Annotated in this window: 11 protein-coding genes and 1 tRNA gene; 2 read left to right on the forward strand and 10 right to left on the reverse strand. The window is 60.9% G+C overall.

The window, feature by feature from the left end; translation table 11 throughout:
• Window positions 1-2 precede the first annotated feature (2 nt).
• The 4 genes from E0E20_RS04930 to E0E20_RS04945 all read right to left on the reverse strand — a co-directional run bounded on the left by E0E20_RS04930 (window position 3) and on the right by E0E20_RS04945 (window position 9,271).
• A complete protein-coding gene (locus E0E20_RS04930; RefSeq protein ID WP_130837097.1) occupies window positions 3-749 on the reverse strand; it encodes an epoxyqueuosine reductase QueH in 747 nt (248 codons plus the stop codon).
• Between the two features lie 29 nt (window positions 750-778).
• The gene (gene carB / locus E0E20_RS04935) at window positions 779-4,006 is read right to left on the reverse strand and encodes a carbamoyl-phosphate synthase large subunit (RefSeq protein ID WP_130837098.1); all 3,228 of its coding nucleotides are present in this window, start codon (window positions 4,004-4,006) and stop codon (window positions 779-781) included.
• On the reverse strand, window positions 3,999-5,225 hold the full coding sequence (locus E0E20_RS04940) for a carbamoyl phosphate synthase small subunit (RefSeq protein ID WP_130837099.1): 1,227 nt from the start codon (window positions 5,223-5,225) through the stop codon (window positions 3,999-4,001). Before E0E20_RS04940 ends, carB begins: the two co-directional genes overlap by 8 nt.
• Window positions 5,226-5,392: 167 nt before the next feature.
• Window positions 5,393-9,271 carry a phosphoribosylformylglycinamidine synthase gene (locus E0E20_RS04945; RefSeq protein ID WP_130837100.1) on the reverse strand — a complete coding sequence of 1,293 codons (3,879 nt, stop codon included), beginning with the start codon at window positions 9,269-9,271 and terminating at the stop codon, window positions 5,393-5,395.
• Between the two features lie 306 nt (window positions 9,272-9,577).
• On the opposite strand from E0E20_RS04945, the gene E0E20_RS04950 reads away from it, so the two are divergent.
• Window positions 9,578-10,147, forward strand: coding sequence for a VanZ family protein (locus E0E20_RS04950; RefSeq protein ID WP_242622663.1), 570 nt, complete (start codon window positions 9,578-9,580; stop codon window positions 10,145-10,147).
• A gap of 96 nt (window positions 10,148-10,243) precedes the next feature.
• A tRNA-Trp gene (locus tag E0E20_RS13870) sits at window positions 10,244-10,315 on the forward strand.
• Window positions 10,316-10,439: 124 nt separating this feature from the next.
• Here the strand turns inward: E0E20_RS13870 and radA are convergent.
• The 6 genes from radA to purN form a co-directional block, all read right to left on the reverse strand.
• The gene (radA, locus tag E0E20_RS04955) at window positions 10,440-11,861 is read right to left on the reverse strand and encodes a DNA repair protein RadA (protein WP_130837101.1); all 1,422 of its coding nucleotides are present in this window, start codon (window positions 11,859-11,861) and stop codon (window positions 10,440-10,442) included.
• Between the two features lie 27 nt (window positions 11,862-11,888).
• On the reverse strand, window positions 11,889-14,342 hold the full coding sequence (locus E0E20_RS04960) for an ATP-dependent Clp protease ATP-binding subunit (RefSeq protein WP_130837102.1): 2,454 nt from the start codon (window positions 14,340-14,342) through the stop codon (window positions 11,889-11,891).
• Entirely contained in the window at window positions 14,332-14,712 is a 381-nt protein-coding gene (locus E0E20_RS04965) for a GntR family transcriptional regulator (RefSeq protein WP_130837209.1), read from the reverse strand. The genes E0E20_RS04960 and E0E20_RS04965 overlap by 11 nt, the downstream gene beginning before the upstream one ends.
• A gap of 138 nt (window positions 14,713-14,850) precedes the next feature.
• Window positions 14,851-16,284 (reverse strand): SH3 domain-containing protein, encoded by a 1,434-nt coding sequence (locus E0E20_RS04970; RefSeq protein WP_165443989.1) that lies wholly within the window; start codon window positions 16,282-16,284, stop codon window positions 14,851-14,853.
• 87 nt (window positions 16,285-16,371) lie between these two features.
• Window positions 16,372-17,649, reverse strand: a complete 1,278-nt coding sequence (purD, locus tag E0E20_RS04975) for a phosphoribosylamine--glycine ligase (protein ID WP_130837104.1) — start codon at window positions 17,647-17,649, stop codon at window positions 16,372-16,374.
• Window positions 17,646-18,344 carry a phosphoribosylglycinamide formyltransferase gene (gene purN / locus E0E20_RS04980; protein WP_130837210.1) on the reverse strand — a complete coding sequence of 233 codons (699 nt, stop codon included), beginning with the start codon at window positions 18,342-18,344 and terminating at the stop codon, window positions 17,646-17,648. Before purN ends, purD begins: the two co-directional genes overlap by 4 nt.
• Window positions 18,345-18,409 lie beyond the last annotated feature (65 nt).

Below are 18,409 nucleotides of genomic sequence, written 5' to 3' on the forward strand. Positions count from 1 at the left end.
AATCATTCTCCTGTATCTGCTTCGTTTCTATATCCGCGTCCGCGCGAAAATTCACAGCCGCAGTAATCCTGCCGATAGAGCCCGTACTGCTCCGACAGCCGGATGGAACGGAGATATCCGTCCCGTTTCTTAAAATCGGACGGGAGAAAAGAGAGACGGCTCCCCGGATGCTCCGACCGTATCTTTTCCGCCGCCCTCTCGCCGATCGCATTGAGCCGGGAGGCGTCTTTTCTCGGCGAGATCGTGAGCGTCGTCGTAAAGAAATCAAAGCCATGCTCCCACGCGGCCTCGGCCGTTCGGTTAAGACGAAGCGCAAAGCATCCCGTGCAGCGCTCTCCGCCCTCCGGCGCGTCCTCGAACCCGGCCGCCATCGAAAGAAAGCGCTCCGGATCGTAGGGGGCCTCCAGAATCTCGATACGCTGTGCCGCCGGCGTGGAATTCATCCCCGCGCGAGTAAAGACCGCCTGCCGCTCCTCGGGGGAGGAGAGGCGCGACGCCTCCTCCACCTGACGGTTGTACTCGGCGATCAGCCGCCGCTCCTCTTCCTTTCGCCGCTCATATTCCCCGTCCGCCGTGATGTTCGGATTGTAATAATACACCGTCAGGCGGAAAAATTCACGCAGAAACTCGAGACAGTAGCTCGAGCAGGGCGCACAGCAGACGTGGACAAGGAGGGTCGGCGTCCGCCCCTCGCGCTGTGCCTGTCCGATGATGTTTTCCGTCTCGCGGCGAAAATTCCGTTTATTCATAGCTCCGCTTCTTCACAGCTTCCGTTTATTTACAGCTTTGCCGCATCGACAATCCCGATCTCCTGTGTCTGCGCCGCATGCTCCAGAGAGGAGACCAGCGCCGCCGCCGTATCGAGGGAGGTGATGCAGTTCACGCCCGTCTCGATGGCGGTCCGACGGATCAGGAAGCCGTCCCGGTTCTTGTCCCGTCCCTGCGTCGGCGTGTCAATGACGAGATCGATGCGGTGCCCGAGCAGCAAATCCATGACCGTCGGCGATTCCTGCCCGATGCGGTTCACCTGACGGGCGCGGATCCCGTTCTCTTTCAGGACATCCGCCGTCCGCCTCGTCGAATAGATGATGTAGCCGAGCCTTTCATAGCGCCGCGCGATTTCAATGATCTCGCCCTTGTCGGCGTCCTTTACCGTGACGATCATCTGCCTGTGCCGCGGGAGACGGACGCCCGCGCCGAGAAACGCCTTGTAAAGCGCCTCGTCAAAGGAGCGGGAAATTCCGAGACATTCGCCGGTGGACTTCATCTCCGGCCCGACCGAGATCTCCGCCCCGCGGATCTTCTCGGTGGAGAAAACCGGCATCTTGACCGCATAATATTCCGATTCCGGCTGCAGGCCGGGCGTGTAACCGAGCGCCCGCAGCTTTTTGCCCATCATGACATCCGCCGCAAGATCCACGATCGGGATCCCCGTCACCTTGCTGATATAGGGCACCGTCCGGGAGGAACGGGGATTGGCTTCGATGATATAGACCTCGTCTCCCACGGCAATGAACTGCACGTTGATGAGACCGATGATGTCCAGCTCCCTTGCAAGGCGCTTCGTGTACTCGGCGATCTGCTCCCTGACGCGCCCGCTGAGCGATTTTGCGGGGTACACCGAGATCGAATCCCCGGAGTGAACGCCGGAACGCTCAATGTGCTCCATGATGCCGGGAATCACGATGTCCTCGCCGTCGCACACCGCGTCGACCTCGGCCTCCGTCCCCTGCAGATATTTGTCGACGAGAATCGGATGCTCCTGCTCGTAGCGGTTGATCACCGCCATAAACTGTTCGATCTCCTCATCCGAGAGCGCGATCTGCATTCCCTGACCGCCCAGAACATAGGAGGGACGCACCAGAACCGGATAGCCCAGCCGGTTCGCGACGCTCTTCGCCTCCTCCGCGGTGAACACCGTCGCGCCCGCCGCTCTCCGGATCCCGCACTTCTGCAGAACCTCGTCGAAAATCTCGCGGTCCTCCGCCGCATCCACGTCTTTCGCATCGGTTCCGAGGATCGGAACTCCCATGCGGATGAGATCGGCCGTCAGCTTGATCGCCGTCTGCCCGCCGAACTGCACGACCGCATAGTCCGGCTTTTCCACATCGACGATATTCTGCACGTCCTCCGGCGTGAGCGGCTCAAAATAGAGCTTGTCCGCAATGTCGAAGTCCGTGGAGACCGTCTCGGGGTTGTTGTTGATGATGACCGTCTCGTATCCCGCCCGGCGGAATGCCCATGTGGCATGCACCGAGCAGTAGTCGAATTCGATTCCCTGTCCGATGCGGATCGGGCCGGAGCCCAGAACCAGAACCTTTTTCCTGTCCGTCCGCTCCGCCGCAGCTTCGTTCTCCTCCTCCGGGCCGCCGTAGACCGAGTAATAATACGGCGTCTGCGCCTCGAACTCCGCCGCGCAGGTGTCCACGATCTTGTAGGCGGCCGTGATCCCCCACGCCAGCCGCCGCTCCCGCACGGCGGCCTCGTCAAGGCCGGTAAAGCGCGCGATCACGCCGTCCGGAAACTCTGCGTATTTCGCCTCCGTAAGGAGCTCGCGCGTGAGCTCCGCTCCGCCCCGCCCGATTCTGCGGAGCTTTTCCTCCACGCGCACGAGATGCGCGAGCTTGTCGATGAACCATTCGTCCACCATGGTGATCTCGTGGATGGTTGCGGCCGAAATGCCCTTGCGCAGCGCTTCGGCAATGACCCAGAGGCGCTGATCGTCGACCACGGTGAGGCGCTTGAAAAGATCCTCTCTCGAAAGGCCGGAGAAGTCATAACTCGAAAGGCAGTCCACATGCTGCTCAAGCGAGCGGATCGCTTTCATGATGCCGCCCTCGAAATTATTGCTGATCGCCATAACCTCGCCGGTCGCTTTCATCTGCGTGGTGAGCGTGCGCTTCGCCGTGATGAACTTGTCGAAAGGAAGCCGCGGGAATTTGACCACGCAGTAATCGAGCGCCGGCTCGAACGACGCGAAAGTCTTACCCGTGATGGCATTGCGGATCTCGTCGATGGTGTAGCCCAGAGCGATCTTGGCCGCCACCTTGGCGATGGGATAGCCGGTCGCCTTGGAGGCCAGTGCCGAGGAACGGGACACGCGCGGGTTGACCTCGATCACACAGTACTCAAAGCTCGTCGGATGCAGCGCGAACTGTACATTGCAGCCGCCCGTGATTTCGAGCTCGCTGATGATGTTCAGCGCCGCCGTGCGGAGCATCTGATATTCCTTGTCGCTCAGGGTCTGGGACGGCGCCACGACGATGGAATCGCCGGTATGCACGCCGACCGGATCGATGTTTTCCATATTGCAGACGGTGATGCAGTTTCCTGCGCCGTCGCGCATCACTTCATATTCGATCTCTTTCCAGCCTGCGATGGAGCGCTCCACCAGAACCTGTCCCACGCGGGAGAGGCGCAGACCGTTTTCGAGGATGCGGCGAAGCTCCGCCACATTGTGCGCGATCCCGCCGCCGGAGCCACCCAGCGTATAAGCGGGGCGCAGAACGACCGGATAACCGATCTTCTCCGCAAACGCGACACCGTCCTCGATGTTCTCAACCACCTCGGAGGCCGCGACCGGCTCCCCGATCTTCTCCATGGTTTCCTTGAACAGCAGGCGGTCCTCCGCCTTTTTGATCGTGAGGGAGCTCGTCCCGAGAAGGCGGACGCCTTGCGCTGCAAGAAAGCCCGATTCCTCGAGCTCCATGCCGAGATTCAGTCCGGCCTGTCCTCCCAGCGTCGGGAGAATGCTGTCCGGCCTTTCTTTCTCAATGATCTTTTCCAGAACATCCACGGTAAGAGGCTCGATGTAGACCTCATCCGCAATCTCCTTATCCGTCATGATGGTCGCCGGATTGGAATTGACCAGACAGACCTCAACCCCCTCCTCCCTGAGGGAGCGGCAGGCCTGCGTTCCCGCGTAGTCGAACTCCGCCGCCTGTCCGATGACGATGGGACCGGAGCCGATAACCATTACCTTATGTACATTGGGATTTTTAGGCATTGTTTGCTCTCTCTTTCACCATAGTGAAGAAACGGTCGAACATAAACTCGGTATCCTGCGGTCCGGCGCAGGCCTCCGGATGAAACTGCACCGTGAAGATGCTCTTCCTCACATAGCGGAGCCCCTCGTTCGTTCCGTCGTTTACGTTGGAAAACGCAGGCACGGCGACCGCGGGATCGAGCGAAGCCGTGTCCACCGCATAGCCGTGATTCTGAGAGGAAATGTAGACGCGGCCGGTCTCCAGATCCTTCACGGGATGATTGCCGCCCCGATGACCATATTTAAGCTTGTATGTATCCGCACCGGTCGCAAGGGCCATCAGCTGATGCCCGAGACAGATGGCAAAAATCGGGAGCCCGCTGTCATAGAGCTTTCTTACCTCTCTGATGATGGAAACACATTCTTTCGGATCCCCGGGGCCGTTGGAGAGCATAATGCCGTCCGGCCTGTCCGCAAGCAGCTCCTCTGCCGGCGTGAGGGCCGGATAGATCGTGACGTCACAGCCCCGCGCCGCAAGGCACTGCGCAATATTGCGCTTGGTCCCAAAATCCATCAGCGCGATCCGGAGCGGGGCGCCGTCTCTCTGTCCGGTCAGCTCCCGCACAAGGCTCGGCTTCCTCTCGTGCCGGACGGCGCCCTCCTCGTCCGGCTGCCGATAGCTCTCTCCGTCAAAGGCGGCGCTTCCCGAGATGGGGCCGTTGTCCGCAAGCGTGCGGGAGCCGGGAAGCACATACTTCTCCCGGCAGCTCACCCGCTCCACAACCCTGCCGCAGGAATATGCCCTGAGCCGCGGCAGAAGCTCCTCCATGTCCGTTATTTCGCGGGAGGTGATCATGCCGTTCATGGTTCCCTTTTCCCGCAGAAGCCGCGTGAGCTTTCTGGTGTCCACCCCCTCGATTCCGGGCAGATCATAGCGCTCCATGAATTTTCCAAGGGACAGATCCGAGCGGAAATTGCTCGGCACGCGGGCCAGCTCGCGCACAATCAGCGCATCCGGCCACGGTCTTTCCGATTCCAGATCGTCGAGGCACACGCCGTAGTTGCCGATCAGCGGATAGGTCATGCAGACCGCCTGTCCCGCATAGGAGGGGTCGGTCAAAATTTCGGGATAGCCCGCCATCGTGGTATTGAACACGATTTCGCTGATCACATCCCGGTCCGCGCCGATCCGCTTTCCGGGGAATACCGTTCCGTCTTCCAGTATCAGGTATGCTTTCATGTTTCGGAAATCTCCATTCTGAATGATCGGCGCGCTGCGCCGGCCGTCCGCAGGCCCCGCCGCAGAAGCGCCGTCCGGCTCCGCACCGGGCCCCGCCCTCGCGGCAGCAGCCCATCGGGCATATCCCGCTGGGCTGCTGCAAGGAAGCGCGGAATACCGCCTGCCGTTTACAGGAAGTACTGCACGCCGCTCTCGAATATCTTCATATCCTGACGGCCGACAATATTGACGGCCACACCCTCTCCCCGTCTCTCGCTGTGACACATCTTGCCGAGAACCCGTCCGTCCGGAGAGGTGATGCCCTCGACGGCAAAATAGGAGCCGTTGGGATTCCACTCCGCATCCATAGACACATCCCCCTGCGGGTCACAGTACTGCGTTGCGATCTGTCCGTTCGCAAACAGCGCCCGTATCGTCTCCTCCGGCGCGACAAAGCGCCCCTCTCCGTGAGATGCCGGATTGACGTACACGCCGCCGAGATCCGCCTCCTGAAGCCACGGACTCTTGTTGGAAACGACGCGCAGGTACTGCTCCCTTGAGATGTGGCGGCCGATGGTATTGAACGTCAGCGTCGGCGAGCTCTCGCTCTGACCGTCTGTGATCTGCCCGCCGGGCACAAGCCCCAGCTTGATCAGCGCCTGAAAACCGTTGCAGATTCCGAGCGCCAGACCATCCCGCCCGTTCAGAAGTCCGTCCACCGCCTCCCGGATCGCGGCGTCACGGAACGCCGTGGCAAAAAACTTCGCGGAGCCGTCCGGTTCGTCTCCGGCTGAGAAGCCGCCGGGGAACATGACGATCTGCGCCTGTTCAATGCCCTTGCGGAACAGCTCGACCGAGCGCCGGATATCCTCCGCATCCCGGTTGGCAAACACGCAGGTGACCGTTTTCGCGCCGGCCCGCTCAAAGGCGGCGGCGCTGTCATACTCACAGTTGGTTCCGGGGAATACGGGAATGAACACCGTCGGCTGCGCCAGCTTATGCGAGCACAGCACCACGCCGTTGTACTTGTTTCCCTCCTCCGCATTCGGTGCGTCCGCCGCGTCATAAAGCGGAGATTCCACCTCTCTCCGGTCCGCGTCCGCCGCCGTCGGGAACACCTTTTCCAGCGTCCCCTGCCACGCCGCGACCGCCTCCTCCAGCGTGACCTCCCGATCCGCCCATGAGAAGACCGCTCCCGACCGCTCCGAGCGGCCGGTTGTCGTACCGATCACACGGAAAGCGCCGCACTCCCAGTCGAGGCTCTCCAGCCGGTCCGCATCCTCCGGCGTCATCTCCGCAAGGATATTGCCGATACCGTTTGCAAAGAGTTCCTCCAGATCGAGTTTGCCGTCGAAGCGGATGCCGTAATGGTTTCCAAAAGCCGTCTGAGCGGCAGCCGCCGCAATGCCGGAGCAGCCCTCCGCCTGCGCGGAAAGAATCTGTCCCTCCCGCATCAGCTCCGTGATTCTCTGATAGAGAACCAGAACATCGGCATAGACCGGAATATCGTAGTCGTCCCGGTTGATCCGGAACTCAACAAGAACATTCCCCTCGTCCTTGATCTCATTGGTGATCACATCGTCAAGCCGCGCCACGTCCACCGCAAAGGAGACAAGAGTGGGCGGCACATCAATGTCATTAAAGCTCCCGGACATGGAATCCTTGCCGCCGATGCTGGCAAGCCCGTAGCCGATCTGCGCGTCATAGGCCCCCAGAAGAGCCGCAAAGGGCTGCCCCCAGCGCTTCGGATCCTCCGACATGCGGCGGAAATATTCTTGGAATGTGAAATGCACGCGGGAGGTCTCGCCGCCGGACGCCACAATCTTCGCAAGAGACTCCGTCACCGCGTAAATCGCGCCGTGATACGGACTCCACGAGGAGAGGTACGGATCAAAGCCGTAGCTCATCATGGTGACGGTATCCGTCATCCCGCCGAGAACCGGGAGCTTTGCGATCATGGTCTGTGTTTGGGTGAGCTGATACTTCCCGCCGAACGGCATGCTGACCGTGCCAGCTCCGATCGAGGAGTCGAACATCTCCACCAGCCCTTTCTGCGAGCAGGTGTTCAGATCCGCGAGCTGCGCAAGGAACGCGCCCTCAAAATCATCCTCGTCCGCGTCGATCTTCTCTGCCACCGCTGCGCAGGCAATCCGCTCGAGGTAGTTGTGCGTCTCCGACGGAGATTCCACCTCGACCGAGCACTCCTGATGCGCGCCATTGGTATCAAGGAAGCGGCGGGAAATGCTGACCACCTCGTCTCCGCGCCATAAAAGCGTCAGATACGGCTCTTTTGTGACGACCGCGAGAGCCGTCGCCTCGAGGTTTTCCTCCGCCGCAAGAGCCATAAAGCGCTCTCTGTCTTCCGGAGCCACGACCACGGCCATCCGCTCCTGCGACTCTGAAATCGCCAGCTCCGTCCCGTCGAGGCCGGCGTATTTCTTCGGCACCAGATCCAGATCCACCCGGAGCCCCGCCGCCAGCTCGCCGATCGCCACCGAGACGCCGCCTGCGCCGAAATCATTGCACTTCTTAATAAGATGCGCCGCCTCCGGCCTGCGGAACAGGCGCTGTAGCTTCCGCTCCGTGGGCGCGTTGCCTTTCTGGACCTCCGCGCCGCAGGTCGAGAGGGATTTGGTCGTATGCGCCTTGGAGGATCCCGTCGCGCCGCCGATCCCGTCCCGGCCGGTGCGTCCGCCGAGCAGAATGACGATATCGCCGGGCGCCGGGCTCAGTCTCTGCACGCTGCGCCGCGCCGCAGCGCCCATCACCGCGCCGATCTCCATGCGCTTTGCCATGTAGCCCGGATGATAGATCTCGCGGACATGACCCGTCGCAAGCCCGATCTGATTACCGTAGCTGGAATAACCGGCTGCCGCTCCCCGGACCAGCTTCTTCTGCGGCAGCTTGCCCTTTAACGTTTCGGACACGGGAACCGTGGGGTCGGCCGCGCCGGTGACGCGCATTGCCTGATAGACATAGCCGCGCCCGGAGAGCGGGTCGCGAATCGCGCCGCCGAGGCAGGTCGCCGCGCCGCCGAACGGCTCGATCTCCGTCGGATGATTGTGCGTCTCGTTTTTGAAAAAGACCAGCCACTCCTCGCTCCGGGGACCGTCCCCGTAATCGACCTCCACCGGCACGACGACCGTGCATGCATTATTCTCCTCCGACTCCTCCATATCCGTGAGCTTGCCGTCCGCTTTCAGCTTCTTCATGCCCATCAGCGCGATATCCATCAGGCAGACATATTTGTCCTTCCGTCCCTGATACAGCTCGTCAAAGGTATCGCGGTAGCTCCGATAGCTCAGCTCCATCGGCGCCGAATAATAGCCGTCGTCGAACTGCACCTCCCGGCACTCCGTCAAAAACGTCGTGTGGCGGCAGTGATCCGACCAATAGGTATCCAGAACCCGAATCTCCGTGATCGTGGGATCCCGGTGCACTTTCCCGTCAAAGCTCCCGTCAAAATAGGAGCGGATAAACTGAAAATCCGCATAGGTCATGGCGAGCCCCAGCGAATCGTACAGGGCGCGGAACGCCGTTTCTTCCATGGAAATAAAGCCGTCCAGCACCGCCACATTGTCCGGAACCGGGTGCTGAAGCTCCAGAGTATCCGGCTTGTCAAGACCGGTCTCCCGCGAGTCGACAGGGTTGATGCAGTAGCCCTTGATCCGGTCGAATTCCTCCTCTGAAATCGTCCCCTCAAGGAGATAAGTCTTCGCCGTGAGAACCGTCGGCTCCAGCTCGGGATCGATAAAGCGGATGCACTGCTGTGCGGAATCCGCCCGCTGGTCGAACTGCCCCGGCAGAGGCTCCACGCTGAACACCCGCACCCCCTGCGGAATTTCGATCGTTTCGTGATAAAGAATATCCACCGGCGGCTCCGAAAACACGGTGCAGCAGGCCGTCCGGAACGCATCCTCCGAAATATTCTCCACATCGTAGCGGATCAGTATGCGGACCCGCGCAAGTCCCTTGACGCCGAGAAATCCGCGGATGTCCTCCACGAGCTGCACTGCCTCCACGGCATAGGGCTGCTTCTTCTCGACATAGATGCGTCTGACACTCATAGCGATGGTATCCCTCTCTCTCTGACACAAAAAAATGCTCCGGGAGCCCTCCTGCAGCATTTACGGACGCCGGTCCGGGAATCGCTTCCCTCCCCCGGCTGATGATACGGCTCCGCGGGTCCCGGTTCTCCCTGTCCGTACTATTTGAGAATTATAACAGCAACATTTCAAAAAGTACAGTTGCACGAGGCCCGGATTCCGTCCTCTCAAAACGCCCTCCCCGCGGCAGCCGCAAAGGACCGGTTCCCGGCGTCGGAAAATTTCTCCGCCTGCCGTCTGTTTCCGCTTGCTATCTGCAGGAGAACAGTGCTATCATCCAATTCCATGAGATACTTCCTCTTATTTATCAAGAAAACGCTCCGTCTGCTGCTGAAGCCCCTTTCCTTTGTCCCAGCGCTTCTCGTCGCCGCCATGATCTTCGGCTTTTCCTCCGAGGACGCAGAGGGCAGCTCCGTCCAGAGCGAGCTCCTCACCCGGCGTATCATTGTGGAATATAACGAGCGCATGCAGAAAGGCTGGTCCGAATACCAGATCGAGGTCTACACGGACCGGATGGAGATTTACGTCCGAAAGGCCGCGCACATGGCCGAGTACTGTCTGCTTGCCATTACGCTCGCCGTGCCCCTCTATGTCTACGGGCTGCGCGGCTTTTACCTGATTCTTTTCACCTCCGCGCTCTGCGCCGCCTACGCCTGTACCGACGAATATCATCAGCTCTTTTCCACCGGGCGGAGCGCCTCCGCGCGGGATGTTGGCATTGACAGCGCCGGTGCGCTGATCGGCTCGTACATCGGAAGATTCGTAAGCTGGCTCGGAAGCGCCACGCTCTTCCGTCCGCTGCGGCTGTCGCCGAGAAGAAGGCGCCGGCGCCGCTGAGGCGGCCTCCCTCTGCGATAAAATATGTCTTGAATCGGCCGGGGGGCTATGCTATACTCCTATAAGTCAGCAGTCAGACGGCTGCTTCCGCCATACAGGGGAATCATATAATGGCTAATATTGCGGTCTCCAAAACCGTTCATGGGGGTTCGAGTCCCTCTTCCCCTGCTCTTTCAAAAACCCCGGTCGGCAGCAAATGCCGATTGGGGTTTTCCTATCTGAAATTCATTTTTATGTCGAAATGCAATTTCCATTCCGGAAATCTATTTTCATTTCAAAAGGAAAAGCCGCCTCACAGCACCTTATCCAGAGCCTCTTTCAACCCCCGGACGCCGATCAGCTCCATGTTCTCCGGCCTGCGGAGCCCTTTCAGATTGTCCTGCGGCAGAATGCACGAGCGGAAGCCAAGCTTCGCCGCCTCCGCGACGCGCTGCTCCGCCATCGAAACCGCGCGGACCTCGCCGGACAGACCCACCTCGCCGAACGCGATCAGCCGGTCGTCCAGAGGAACATTGCGGAAGCTCGAAAGAATTGCAAGGCAGATCCCCAGATCCAGCGCCGGCTCGGACTGCCGTATACCTCCCGCCAGACTGACATAGGCGTCCTGTGTCCCGAGCCGAACCCCGAGGCGCTTTTCCAGCACCGCCATAAGGAGACTCACCCGGTTGTAATCCGTCCCGGTCGCCTGCCGCTTCGGGAAGCCGAAGCTGCTCTCACAAAGGAGAGCCTGCACCTCGACCAGCATCGGCCGCGTCCCCTCCATGGAGCAGGTGACGACCGAGCCGCTGGCTCCGAGCGGTCTGCCGGAGAGCAGGTATTCCGAGGGATTCTCCACCTGCACGAGGCCCTCGTTTTTCATCTCAAACAGGCCGATCTCATTGGTGGAGCCGAAGCGGTTCTTGTGTCCGCGGAGAATGCGGTATGCGGCGAAGCGGTCGCCCTCGAAGTACAGCACCGTATCCACCATGTGCTCCAGCACGCGGGGCCCCGCGACCGTTCCCTCCTTGGTCACGTGACCGACGATGAATACGGCGATGCCGTTCTCCTTGGCAAGACGAAGCAGGACGCCCGTGGTCTCGCGGACCTGCGAGACGCTCCCCGGCGCCGAGCTGACCCCCGCGTTGTACATCGTCTGAATGGAATCGATGACGACAAGCTCGGGCTGCTCTTTCAGAACCACCTCTGTGATCGTATCGAGTTCCGTCTCACAAAAAAAGCGGAGATTTTCCCCCACGCCGCCGATACGGTTCGCCCGGAGCTTGATCTGGCGCAGTGATTCCTCTCCCGAGACGTAGAGGATCCGGTGCCCCGCATCGGAAAGGTTCTTTGTCACCTGAAGCAGAAGCGTTGACTTCCCGATGCCCGGATCGCCGCCGATGAGCACCAGCGAGCCGCGGACAATTCCGCCCCCGAGAACCCGGTCGAGCTCCGTGCAGCCGGTCGTCACTCTGGGCTCCTCCTCCATAGCCACCTCGTTCATCGTCACCGGCTGCTGCAAAACGCCGCGCACTCCCCTCCCTCCGGCAGAGACTCCTCCGGCGGCCCCCCGCGCACCGCCCTTTCCGGACGTCCGTCCCGCGGCGGGCGCGATGCGCACCGGCTCCTCAACCATGCTGTTCCATGCGCGGCATCCCGGGCACTGTCCCAGCCATTTCGCGGATTCAAAGCCGCACTCCGAACAGAAAAACACTGTCTTGCCCTTACCCGATGCCATACGCACTCCACCGATCCGTTCTGCGGATCACGAATCTTTCTCCTCCCGCGTCTGGAATGTGACCCTGCCGCGGCTCACCCCGACCGTCACACGGCTTCCCTCCCGGATCTCCCCGGAAAGTATCCTGTCTGTAAGAGGATTCTCAATCACTGTCTGCACCGCCCTCTTCAGCGGTCTGGCTCCCATCTTGGGATCCGCATACCTCTCCACAAGATAGCGCTTCATCGCCGCCGTGATCCGGAGCGAAAGCCCCATCCGCTCCGCCGCTCTCTTCTCAAGACCCGCACAGACAAGTCCGGCGATCTCAATCATCTCCGGCGTCGTCAGCGGATGAAACACCTGAATCTCGTCGATGCGGTTGATGAACTCGGGCCGGAACACCTTGCGGACTTCTTCCATGACCCCGCTCTTCATCCTCTCATAGGACTGCTGCTCGGTCGGCTTTGCCGAAAAGCCCAGCGTCTTGGGGTCGATGATACGCATGGCCCCTACGTTGGACGTCATGATGATGATGGTGTTCTTGAAGCTGATCGTGTGCCCCTGCGAATCCGTAATGCGTCCGTCATCCAGAATCTGGAGCAGCACATTGAACACATCGTGGTGCGCTTTCTCAATTTCATCAAAGAGCACCACGGAATAGGGGTGCCGACGCACCTGCTCGGAGAGCTGTCCGCCGTCGTCGTAGCCCACATACCCCGGCGCGGAGCCGATCATCTTGGACACGGCGTACTGCTCCATGTACTCCGACATATCGACGCGGATCAGGTTCTTTTCCGAACCGAAGACGGCCTCGGCAAGCGCCTTGGAGAGCTCGGTTTTTCCCACTCCCGTCGGACCCAGAAAGAGAAACGAGCCGATCGGACGGTTCGGATCCTGCAGCCCCACGCGCCCACGCCGGATCGCCGCTGCAACGGCTTTGACCGCGTCGCTCTGCCCGATGACGCGCTCATGGAGAATCCCCTCCAGCCGCACAAGCCTCTCGCTCTCTTTCTCCGTGAGCTGCGTGACCGGAACCTTGGCCCAATCCGCGATCACCCGGGCCACCGTCTCCCCGTTCACCTCCGGGAGGCTTTCCCGGACCGCCCGCCGGTTTCTGCGGGAACGGAGCTTTTTGGCAAGGCGGTCGTTCTCCTCGCGCAGCTCCCGCGCGCGCTCCAGCTCCCCCGCTCCGACGGCGGCCGCCATGGCGCTGTCGTTCCGGCGGAACTCCGCCTCCAGCCTTTCCAGAACGGCGTCCGTGCTGCGGCTCCCGAGGCGCACCAGCGAGCAGGCCTCGTCGATCACATCAATCGCCTTGTCCGGCAGATTTCGTTCATTGATATAGCGGGACGACAGCTCCACCGCCGCAAGGATCGCGTCGTCTGTCACCTCCACCTGATGATGCTGCTCGTATTTCGGCACGATCCCCCGGAGGATATCCACCGCCTCCTCCGCGGTAGGCTCATCGACCGTAACCGGCTGGAAACGGCGCTCCAGCGCGGCGTCTTTTTCAATATGCTTGCGGTACTCCGTGATCGTCGTTGCACCGATCATCTGGAGCTCGCCCCGGGCCAGCGACGGCTTGAGGATGTTCGAGGCGTCGATCGCTCCCTCTGCGCCGCCCGCTCCGATCACGGTGTGCAGCTCATCGAGGAACAGCAGGACATTTCCGTCCGTCATCACCTCGGCGATCAGCTTTTTGATTCTCTCCTCAAATTCGCCGCGGTACTTGGAGCCTGCGATCATCCCCGCCAAATCCAGCGTGAGAATCCGCTTCCCGCGGACGGTGTCCGGCACGTCTCCGCGGACAATGCGCTCCGCCAGTCCCTCGACGATGGCCGTCTTGCCGACGCCGGGCTCGCCGATGAGACAGGGGTTGTTCTTCGTCCTGCGGCTGAGTATCTGGATCACACGGGCAATCTCTCTCTCCCGCCCGACGACGGGATCCAGCCGGTGCTGCGCCGCCATCGCCGTCAGATCCCGGCTGTACTGCGCCAGCATGCTCTCTCCTCCCTCGCCGCTCCGGCGCGCAAACTGCGCGAGGTCGCCCCGGTGCTGCGCCGGATCCTCTCCGATCGCCGCAATGATTTCAAAATAAATTTTTGCCAGATTAACAGACACCGTCTCGAGAAGCTTCATCGCGACGTTCTCCCCCTCAAGGAGAATCGCCAGCAGAAGATGCTCCGTCCCGATGCAGTCCGCATGGTAGCGCTCCGCCTGCTCTGCCGCAAGGTCAAGCACGCGCACGCAGCGCGGAGAATATCCGTTCCGGTCAAGAACCGCCACCGTTCCTCCCGTCACGTTGAGCTGCGCCATCAGCTCCATGATCCGTTCGCGTCCGAGGCCGTTCTCCGCGAGAATGCGCGAAGCAACGCCGTCCTCCTCCGTCACGAGCCCGGCCAGCAGATGCTCTGTCCCGATATAATTCTGTTTCAGCTGCCTGGCCGCGCGGGCTGCGAGCTTAAGCGCCTTTTCCGCGCTGTCTGAATATTTAGGCTTCATTATATACATACTCCTTGTAGATACCGTCTACCATCGCATGAATGTCGTCTGCGGAAACACCGCGGCAGACCGCCCGGGCCAGAACGCCGCGGAGCTCTCTCTCCACCTCCGCCTTGGCCCGCAGCTCATCGGCATCCACGGCCACCACCGCTCCCCGGCGGCGATCCAGCTTGATATAGCCCTCCTGACGCAGCAGACTGTACGTCTTGTTTACTGTGTGCATATTGATTCCGATCGTGTCCGCCATCTGGCGCACCGACGGAAGAGCCTCTCCCTCCGTGAGAGTGGACGTTGCGATTCCCAGAATGATCTGATTCCGGAGCTGCTGGTAGATCGCCTCATCACTGTTAAAATCAATCTCAATCAGCATCAAAATCAACCTCCCTGCCGAAAACATGCTCTGACAGAGCATGTTTTGTTCTCCTGCAGACAGCCTGACATAATACGACGCGCCGTCTGTTATACGGATTGTATAACAGACGGCGCGTGCGGTCAAGAAAAGCATACTTTACTGATCATCGTCCGTCAGAAAGGAAAATTCCTCCTCATCCAGCTCTCCGGTATTGATGTTGGCGAAATTCTGCGCCGGAGCACCTGCGGGCGCTGCGGAACGCGCGCTGCCGCGCGGCGGCTGTGCGTCGCGGGCAGTTCCCGCAGGACGCCGTGCCGTTCTCATATCCGCATCGCTCTCCTGTCTGTCACGGACGAATGCCGCGCTGCGCGATGCGCGGGGATCCTGCGTCCGGCCTGCCGCTCCAGGCTCCCGGTTCAGTTCCCGGCGCTCCTCCTGCGCTCTTCCATAGCGCGGAGCGCGCTCGTCTCCCTCCGCCGGCCGGCGGGCTCCCCCTGCCGGGTAAGCGCTTCTGTCCCTGACGGGACGGGCCGCACGGCTGCCCGCCGCATCGTCCTCTCTGCTCCGTCTTGACAGATTTCTGCCCTGCTGGCTGCGGCGACGCTCCTGCTTCTTGCGGTCCGCCATGAGATCCACCTCGCCGCGCTCGTTCTGCGAGCGGCGGAGCCGGAGAATCAGCCATCCGATCACCGCGGCGGCGGCGACAAGGATAATTCCCAGAAGCACAGCCGCATTGCGGTAGGTTTTCGCGCTTTTCTGCGCCTTTTCCGCCATGCTCTGCGCCTCGGCGATTGCCGTGTCGATATCCGCGATCTTCTTGCGCGTCCCGGCGGCGTTATTGTAGAGATACCATGTATCCGTGCCGTTTTCGTCCTGCGTATAGACAGCCTCGTAATCCTTGCTGACGGCCGGATCCGCCTCGCTCTCCGTCTCCTCGGCGGGGGCCTCCGTTACAACCGCTTCTCCGAGCGTGATGTAATCATAACGAATGAAGCCGGTCATCTGCTGCTCCGTCCCTGTCGTATAGAACTGATACCAGAGGGCATCGGCATCGTCCTTTGCCTGCCCGATGACAACCAACGACGTGTCCGCCGCGAGTTCACCCACCTTATTGTAGCCGGTTCCCGCACCGCTCCGGACATTGACATTCTGCGATACCGTCGCATTCGTGGGTGTCATGGCAACCGCATAGCCGTCCCCGATCGCCTTTGCAACCTCAACCTCCGTCGTCTCCGTAGCCGTTTCCGTCCCCTCGGCCGGCGTCTCCGAACTGGCCTCGGCGCCTGCTTCCGACGCGGAACCGGTGCCCTCTGCAACATTCAGAAGATCTGCGCGGACATAGCCCGTGGTTCCTCCGGAGAGCGTCACGGCATACCATTTCTCCCCGGCCTCGTTGGTCGTCGCCTCACCGACCTCAACCGACTGTCCCCGCGATATCGAGCCCACCTGACTCGAGCTCGCGGAAGCCGATGAGCGGACGTTGAGGTTGTCTACTGCCGTTCCCGTTGTGCCCCACACAGGAAGCGCCGTAAAGAGCACAGACGCCCCGAGCATTCCTGCCAGCACTGCACCTGTTCCGTATCTTACCAAGCCTTTTCTCTTCATTGCTGCTCTCATCTCCCATCCCGCGCCGCCGCACACTGCCGGCCTCCGCGATTGTGAATCCTGCACTGCCGATCAGATCTCATCCAGCGCTCTGCCGATGTCATGACGCATGTACTTTCCGTCGAAACTCACCTGCTCCGCCGCGCGGTAGCTGTTCTCTCTCGCCTCCCGGAGCGTCCGCCCGGTCGCCGTGATACCGAGGACCCTGCCCCCGTCCGTCACAACCCTGCCATCTTTGTCAAAGCAGGTGCCCGCATGGAAGCAGAAGCATCCCTCCTGATTCCGGAAACTCCCCAGTCCCCGTATCTCCCTGCCTTTCTCATAGGCTCCGGGATAGCCGCCGGACGCCAGCACCACGCAGACCGCGGCATTGTCTTCAAATTCCAGATCCACGCTGTCCAGCCTGCCGTCGATCACCGCATCCATCACATCGAGGATATCGGTCTTCATCCGGGGAAGCACGACCTGCGCCTCCGGATCTCCGAAGCGTGTATTATATTCTACCACTTTCGGGCCATCCTGCGTCATCATAAGACCGAAATACAGAACTCCCCGGAAAGGACGCCCCTCCGCCGCCATCGCATCCACGGTCTTCTGGTAGATTCTCTCCCTGCACTGGCGATCGATCTCCTCCGTGTAAAACGGACTGGGAGAAAAAGTTCCCATGCCGCCCGTATTGGGTCCGGTATCGCCGTCACCTGCCCGCTTGTGATCCTGCGCCGAGCTCATGAGCTTTATATTTCGGCCGTCCACAAAGGCAAGAACCGAGACTTCCCGGCCGGTCATGAACTCCTCGACGACCAGCTCCCGGCCGGCGTCGCCGAACCGCCGGTCCTCCATGATCTCCCGGACGCCGGAAAGCGCCTCCTCCAGATCGCCGCAGATCAGCACCCCTTTTCCGAGCGCCAGCCCGTCCGCTTTGAGCACCACAGGGAAAGAGGCTCTCTCCCGCAGGTACTCCGCCGCTTTTCCCGGGTCGGAAAAGATTTCATAGGCCGCCGTCGGAATCCCGTACTTCTTCATCAGATTCTTGGCGAACGACTTGCTCCCCTCGATGACCGCCGCCTCCGCCTGTGTTCCGAATACACGGAGTCCCGCCGCTTCATGCGCATTGACGAGTCCCGCGCACAGCGGATCGTCCTGACTGCACACCACAAAATCGATCCCCTGCTCCTTTGCAAAGGCGATCTGAGTGTCAAAGTCCATGACGCCGATGGGCACGCACTCTGCAATCTCCGCAATGCCGGCGTTTCCCGGCGCGCAGTAGAGCTTTTCACAGCGCGGGCTCCTCACTATGGCCGCGGCCATCGCGTGCTCCCTGCCGCCTCCTCCAATCAGTAAAATTTTCATTGCCGCCTCCCTGCCGTCCGGCCGTCTCCCGGCGCGGGCGCCGGCTCTCCGTCTGCCCTGCCGGCCTCTTCATCCGCAATCAGCGCCCTGCCGTTCTCAATCCGGACCCTGCCCTCTGCGATCAGAGCAATCGCCCGGGAAAGAAGAATCCATTCCGCCTCCTCCATGACGCGCCGCTGCAGGAGCTCCGGCGTGTCATGCTCCCTGACCTCCACCGCTTTCTGCAGAAGAATCGGCCCGGAATCCATGCCCTCATCCACAAAATGAACCGTTGCTCCGGTTACCCGGACGCCCCGCTCCAGCGCCTTTTCATGTACACGGAGACCGTAGAAACCTCTCCCGCAGAACGACGGGATGAGCGACGGATGGATATTGATGATGCGGTTCGGAAATGCGCGGATCATTTCCGGAGGGATGGCCACCAGAAAGCCTGCCAGTACGATCAGATCCGGCTCCGGCTCCCGCACCGCCGAAAGAAGAGCCTCGTTGAAGCGTTCTCTCGTCTCATAGGCTTTCGGAGAAACGCAGACCGCCTCGATCTCCGCCTTTTTCGCTCTTTCCAGCGCATACGCTCCGGCATTATTCGAAATCACGCGCACAACGCGCACGTTCCGCACGGTTCCGTCCCCGATGCGGTCGATGATATGCTGCAGATTCGTGCCTCCCCCGGACACGCAGATCACCAGTCTGAATATCTTATCGGTCATGACAAAGCTCCCTCACAAAGGCACAGGATACCGCCGGATTTTCCCCGTTCCGC

The sequence above is a fragment of the Lachnoclostridium sp. Marseille-P6806 genome (assembly GCF_900625025.1).
Lineage (GTDB): Bacteria > Bacillota > Clostridia > Lachnospirales > Lachnospiraceae > CAG-791.

Bases quoted from the DNA above. Each gene is read 5' to 3' on its own strand.
- E0E20_RS04930 (WP_130837097.1), bottom strand. From the start codon at position 749: ATGAATAAACGGAATTTTCGCCGCGAGACGGAAAACATCATCGGACAG.
- carB (WP_130837098.1), bottom strand. From the start codon at position 4,006: ATGCCTAAAAATCCCAATGTACATAAGGTAATGGTTATCGGCTCCGGT.
- E0E20_RS04940 (WP_130837099.1), bottom strand. From the start codon at position 5,225: ATGAAAGCATACCTGATACTGGAAGACGGAACGGTATTCCCCGGAAAG.
- E0E20_RS04945 (WP_130837100.1), bottom strand. From the start codon at position 9,271: ATGAGTGTCAGACGCATCTATGTCGAGAAGAAGCAGCCCTATGCCGTG.
- radA (WP_130837101.1), bottom strand. From the start codon at position 11,861: ATGGCATCGGGTAAGGGCAAGACAGTGTTTTTCTGTTCGGAGTGCGGC.
- E0E20_RS04960 (WP_130837102.1), bottom strand. From the start codon at position 14,342: ATGAAGCCTAAATATTCAGACAGCGCGGAAAAGGCGCTTAAGCTCGCA.
- E0E20_RS04965 (WP_130837209.1), bottom strand. From the start codon at position 14,712: ATGCTGATTGAGATTGATTTTAACAGTGATGAGGCGATCTACCAGCAG.
- purD (WP_130837104.1), bottom strand. From the start codon at position 17,649: ATGAAAATTTTACTGATTGGAGGAGGCGGCAGGGAGCACGCGATGGCC.